Below are 5,748 nucleotides of genomic sequence, written 5' to 3'. Positions count from 1 at the left end.
AGCAGGCGCCCACGACCAGAAGCTTGCGCAAGTAGCGGTCGCCCATCTTGGTGATCCGCCCGAGCCGCGGCTTGCCGCCGCTCGAATGCTCACGCGGGGTCAGCCCGAGGAAGGCGGCGAACTCCCGCCCGCTGGAAAACGCGGCGAAGTCCTGGATCGTGGCGAGAAGCGCCATGGCGGTGACCGGGCCGACCCCAGGAATGGTCATGAGCCGCCTCGCGGTCTCGTCGGTCCTGGCGGAGGCTTCAAGCTCCCTGTCGATCGCCTCGATCGCTTCGTCGAGCGCGTCGATCTGCCGGACGAGCGGGAGGAGGGCGAGGCGAACGCAATCGGGAACCACGATCTCGCCGTCGTCGTCGACGCCGTCGCAGACCAGCCGCTTGAGGGCGTAAGCGTTCTGAACCCCCTGCGCGGCGACCACGCCGATTTCCGACAGATGGCCGCGCAGCGCGTTGAGCGCCGCCGTGCGTTGCCCGACCATCAGCTCGCGCGCGCGATGGCGCATCAGCGCGGCCTGGTTATCCACCGAGCGCACGGGAACGAACCGCTGGCCCGGCCGCCCCGCCGCCTCGCAGATCGCCGCCGCGTCGGCCGCGTCGTTCTTGTTGCGTCGGACATAGGGCTTCACATGCGCCGGCGGGATGAGCCTCACCGCAAAGCCGAGTTCCAGCAATTGCCGCCCCCAGTGATGCGCCGAGGAGCAGGCCTCCATCGCCACGACGCACCGCGGAAGCGCGTCGAAAAACTTCAAAAGCGTTCGGCGATTGACCGAGCGGGCAACGACAACCGAGCCCGTCGCATCGATCACGTGAACACGGAACACACTCTTAGCCAGATCAAGCCCGACGCGCGTGACAGACGAAACAGCGATGATAGACTTGCTCATGGACGGCCTCCCTTCGATGGTGCTTTCAACGACGACCATCTTGGCACGCTTGATGCCGTTCGGGGCGCCGTCCACCCCATCAGTAAAGGGTCTCAATTGACCCGTTCGCCAAGCCCTCCTGCAACGGCCGCAACTTGCGCAGAGCGGCCGCCTGTGGCGCCGGCCTCGAACGCCCGCTTCCTGCCCGATACCGGAAATTGAAACCTGAGACGCTCGTGCAGCAAGACGCGCGATGACGCCGCGACTGAGCCCGGGCGCAAGCGCCTTCGCTCACGCAAGAGCCGCCCGCCTCACGCCAATCCCGCGATCAGCCCCGACGCGGACGAGCGCATGAGGCGGCGCTCGGCTTCCCACCGGGCGGACCCGGCGAGATCGGAATCGAGCTCGACCGCGCGCCCCGACAGCGAGCCGACCGGAACGCCGTCGCGGTAGACGACGCGGTTGGCGGTGAGCCCCGCGAGCCGGGCGCCCGGGGTCAGCACGCCGACGAGATTCAGCGGGTCGGCGCCGGAAACGGAAACCCACTGGCCGTCGCCGGGCCGGCGGCGGATCTCCCGCATCGCGGCGATCGCCTCCGGCAGGGCGAACTGCTCGCCGGTGACCCCGGCGACGAAGCGGCCGCCGCGAATCTCGCCGCGGCTTTCCAGCCGGCGATAGACTCGCGCGAGATCGCGCCACGGCGGCAGCCACGCCGCCTCGCGGGCGGTGAGCCGCCAGAACATGACGCCGTAGCGGGCGATGAGCGTGCGCGCGACATGCTCGACCGCAGCCGCTCGCGCTTCGTCGTCGCGCGCCGGCGCCATGCGGCGGACGATCGCCCAGCGCCCGCCGCTCTCGATGGCGAAGGGCAGCACCCGCCCGCGCCGCTTCAGGCCGGAATGGGGCTTGCGCTGGCTGGACGGCGTCAGCAGGGCGCGCAGGCCCGAAAAGCCGTCTGAGGTGACGAGCCCGTTCGCGACGAGTTCGCTGAGCGCCTGCTCGACCTCGGCCCGCAGCATCCGGGTCGCCTCGACGAGCTCGTCGAAGAACAGCGCGCCGTGAGTCTTCAGCGCGTCCAGCACGGCCCCGGCGCGCCCGCCGAGGACCGGCGCGGCCGGAGCGGGCGCGAGCGACGTCCATAAGCCCATGCGCCGCCGGTCGATCAAGGCGATCGGCGTCGCCGGGACCGGCGCGGCGGACCGGACGCGCTCCTCCGAGGCGGCTGCGGGCGTGAGCCGGCCCCAGGCGACCCGGCCCGCCTGGCACTCGGCGTCCAGCCACGACGGCTGGTACCCCTTGAGGCGCGCCGACAGAATCTCGGTCTCCCAGGACCGCGCCGGCGCCTCGAATCCTTCGAGCAACGCGAGCGCCTTCGGCAGCGCGTCCGGCCCTTCGAGGCGCGCATCGTCCCCGACATGCTGCCAGGCGAACAAAAAACGGAGGAAGTCACGCGCCGCAACCGGCTCGATCTCCGCCCGCAATCGGTTGACGGTGCGCCGGTGCATGCGGGCGACGAGGCGCCGGTCGCACCACTGCTCGTCGTTGACGTCCGGATCGTAGCGACCGCGCATGATCGCGCCGTCCGCCTCGAGCGCCGCGAGCGCGCCGCCGACGGCGGCCGGCTCAACCCCCAGCGACGCCGCAAGAGCGGTCGCCGTGATCGGCCCCGACCCCTCAAGCCGTCCGCGCAGAAGCGCGACCAGGGCCTCGTCCGGAGTCCAGACTTTGCCGGCGCTCTCCGCCGGAGGCGCGACCTCGGGGGTCAGCGCCGCGTCGGGCCAAAGCGCGCGGACCTCGCCCGCCCGCTCAGCCGCCGCCCACAGCGTGGCGTAAGGGGTGACGAGGCGGGCGGCGCGCCGCTCTGCGGCGAGCGCGTCGAGCCATTGGCTCCAGGCCCGATTGGCGCGCGCCTCCACGTCGGTGACAAAGCCAAGCCACAGCAGCGCGTCGTGCATCTCCTCGGCGTTGACCGGATCGGGCCAGGCTTCGGCCCGGACCGCCGCGATCGCTTCGGGGTCCAGCCGGCCGAGGTCGGCAGCGCTCTCAGGGTCCTGCCAGCGGCGGCCCATCACCGCCTGCGTCCGGCGCTCTTCGATCGGCGCGTCGTCGAGGAACGCGTACGGCTTCGCCGAGAGGACTTCGAGCGCCAGCGGCGACGGCTGGGTGAGGTCTCGGCAGACGGCGCGGACCTCGCCCGTCTCGAGGCGGCAGAGCAGCCCCTCGAGCGCCTCGATGTCCATCGCCTCGTGCAGGCAATCCGAGACCGCCTGATTGACGAGCGGATGGTCGGGGACCTCGCGATCGCCGGTCAGATTCTCGAAGCAGGCGATCTGGTCGGGAAAGACCGCCGCCACCAGGTCCTCGGCCTGCATGCGCAGGATCTGCGGCGGAACCTTCTTTCCGGCGCGGAAGCGCGGCAGCGCAAGCGATATCCCCGCGACCCAGCGCCAGCGCGCGGCGAACATCGGCGCATCCAGCATGGCCTGCACGAGCAGCGGCCGGACGGTTTTCGCGTTGAGATAACGGGTGACGTCTTCCAGCGCGAAGCTGTGCGCCGAGGTCAGCGAGAGCACGATCGCGTCCTCGGTCGCCGCCGCCTGCAGCTCGAAATTGAACTTGCGGCAGAAGCGCTTGCGCAAAGCCAGACCCCACGCCCGATTGAGCCGGCTGCCGTAGGGCGAATGAATGACGAGCTGCATCCCGCCCGATTCGTCGAAGAACCGTTCGAGCGCGACAACCTCCTGCGTCGGCAGGGCGCCGAGCGCGGCGAGCCCGGCGGCGAGGTATTCGGCGATTTGTTCCGCGGCGGCCGCCCCGACGCCGATCTCGCTTTGGAGCCAGCGCCTGAGCGCGCCGCCGGAGGAATCGGCGCGCAGGCGCGCTTCCGCGTCGGCGCGCAACCGCGAGACGGAGCGCGACAGCGCGTCCGTCCGGCCTGGCGCCTCGCCGAGCCAGAAGGGGAGATTGGGCGGCTGCCCCCTGGCGTCCTCGACTCGAACCGTGCCGCGTTCGACCCTCAAAATGCGATAGGAGGCATTGCCGAGCTGGAACACGTCGCCCGCTAGGCTTTCGACGGCGAAGTCCTCGTTGACGCTGCCGATAACGTGGTTCTCGGGCTCGAGCAGGACCTGATAGTCGGCGGTGTCGGGAATCGCGCCGCCGGACGTCAGCGCCGTCGTTCTTGCGCCGCGCCGGCCCCTGAGCACGCTGTGGACCGCGTCCCGGTGGATGAGCGCCCCGCGCCGCCCGACGCGGGTGGCGAATCCTTCCGCGAGCGTGCGCACGACGGCGTCGAAATCCTCGCGGGTCAGGTTCCGGTAGGGCCAGGCCCGCCGCAAACGGTCGAGGAGCGCGGATTCGGTCCAGTCCTCAGCCGCGACCTCGGCGGCGATCTGCTGGGCGAGCACATCGAGCGGTTGGGCGGGTATCGTCAGCCGGTCGAGTTCGCCGCGCCGCACGCTGTCGAGAAGGGCGGCGCATTCGACGCAATCGTCGCGCGAGAGGGGAAACAGCCGCCCCTTCGGCGTGCCGTCGATCGCGTGGCCCGAGCGCCCGACGCGCTGCAAAAAGGTCGCGATCGAGCGCGGAGAGCCGATCTGGCAGACGAGTTCGACGTCGCCGATGTCGATGCCGAGTTCGAGCGAGGCGGTTGCGACCATCGCCTTGAGGTCGCCGCGCTTGAGCCGCTGCTCGGCCGCGAGGCGCCGCTCCTTGGCCATGCTGCCGTGATGGGTCGCCACCACGTCTTCGCCCAGCCGATCGGAGAGTTCGCGCGCGATCCGCTCGCTCATCCGGCGGGTGTTGACGAAGACCAGCGTCGTCCGGTGCTGCCGGATGAGCCCGGCGAGGCGTTCGTAGATCTGGGTCCAGACCTCGTTGGACATGACCGCTTCGAGCGGCGAATCCGGCGTCTCGGTCGCGAGGTCGCGCCGCCTGTGATGACCCGAATCGACGATGGCGACCTCCGCCGCCGGGCCGCCGCCCGCGTCCGCGCCGACGAGCAGATTCGCCACCTCGCGGATCGGGTTCTGGGTGGCCGACAGCCCGATGCGCTGCAGGCGATCTCTGCAGAGCGCCGACAGGCGTTCGAGCGACAGCGCCAAATGGGCGCCGCGCTTGTTCGGCGCGACGGCGTGGATCTCGTCGACGATCACCGTTTTCGTCGTTGCGAGCGCCTTGCGCCCCGATTCCGAGCCGAGCAGCACGTAGAGCGACTCGGGCGTCGTCACCAGAATGTGCGGCGGGTTGCGGCGCATGCGGGCGCGTTCGTTGGCCGCGGTGTCGCCGGTGCGAACCAGCGTCCGGATGGCGACGTCGGGATAGCCGCTGCGCGTCAGCTCGAGGCTTATGCCTTCGAGGGGCGCCTCGAGGTTACGGTGGATGTCGTTGCTCAGCGCCTTCAGCGGCGAGACGTAGACGACCTGAGTGGCGTCGGTGAGCGTCCCGGCGAGGCCCTGGCGGACGAGGTCGTCGATCGCGGCGAGAAAGGCGGCCAGCGTCTTGCCCGAGCCGGTCGGCGCCGCGATCAGCGTGTGCCGCCCGGCCTTGATCGCCGGCCAAGCCTCTTCCTGCGCCGGGCTCGGGGCGCGGAAGGCGCGCTGAAACCACGCAGCGACGGCGGGATGGAAAAGCCCGGCGAGTCCGCCATCCGCCTGCCCACGGTCGAAAGGCTGGTCAGGTCCTTTCCCGACGGACCCGGCGCCGCCATCGCAAGTTCCTATCGAGGTTCGCAAATCCCTTCACCACTTTGGACGCCGGCGAACGCCGCCGATGTTCGCCCTTTGATATGGCGCTTCAGGCCCAATCTGCGAGGGCCGCCGCCCGGAGCCGGGGGGCTCGCGTGAGCCGGGGGGCTCGCGTGAGCCGCGCGGCTCACGGTCAAC

At 70.7% G+C, this 5,748-nt stretch carries 2 protein-coding genes; both read right to left on the bottom strand.

What is annotated here, in order from left to right; genetic code table 11:
- Nucleotides 1-886: IS110 family transposase (locus tag ACLP25_RS07820; protein WP_442468650.1), on the bottom strand; the 886-nt coding region annotated here is incomplete at its 3' end.
- A 290-nt stretch (nucleotides 887-1,176) separates the two neighbouring features.
- A complete protein-coding gene (locus tag ACLP25_RS07815) occupies nucleotides 1,177-5,598 on the bottom strand; it encodes a DEAD/DEAH box helicase (protein WP_442468649.1) in 4,422 nt (1,473 codons plus the stop codon).
- Between the last annotated feature and the right edge of the window lie 150 nt (nucleotides 5,599-5,748).

The organism is Roseiarcus sp. (assembly GCF_052145395.1).
In the GTDB taxonomy this organism is placed as follows: domain Bacteria; phylum Pseudomonadota; class Alphaproteobacteria; order Rhizobiales; family Beijerinckiaceae; genus Roseiarcus.
This window is presented reverse-complemented; position numbering and strand designations above follow the sequence as displayed.